This is a genomic window from Saccharothrix sp. NRRL B-16348 (assembly GCF_001280085.1).
In the GTDB taxonomy this organism is placed as follows: domain Bacteria; phylum Actinomycetota; class Actinomycetes; order Mycobacteriales; family Pseudonocardiaceae; genus Actinosynnema.
Map to the genome: position 1 here is coordinate 1 of NZ_LGED01000131.1, position 319 is coordinate 319.

The following is a 319-nucleotide window of genomic DNA, read 5'->3' on the forward strand; positions in this document are numbered from 1 at the left end:
CAGCGGGTGGCCCCCGCACAGCCCGATCAGCTCGTCCACCGCCTCGGGTTCGGCGGCGACGCGGTCGGCGCCCAGGCGGGCGGCCAGCAGGCCGCGGGCCTCGTCGCGGTCCAGGACGTCCAGGGGCAGGTGGCGGGCGCCGTGCCGATCGATCAGCGAGGCCAACCGGTGACGGCCGGTGACCAGCACCGTGCAGGACGGCGAGCCGGGCAGCAGGGGCACGACCTGGTCGCTGGTGGCGGCGTTGTCCAGCACGACCAGCATCCGCCGCCCGGCCACCAGGCTGCGGTACAGCGCGGCCTGGGCGTCGAGGTCGACG

At 76.8% G+C, this 319-nt stretch carries 1 pseudogene; it reads right to left on the reverse strand.

The window, feature by feature from the left end:
* Nucleotides 1–319 (reverse strand): annotated as a pseudogene (locus tag ADK67_RS52515) (tetratricopeptide repeat protein); the annotation flags it as partial.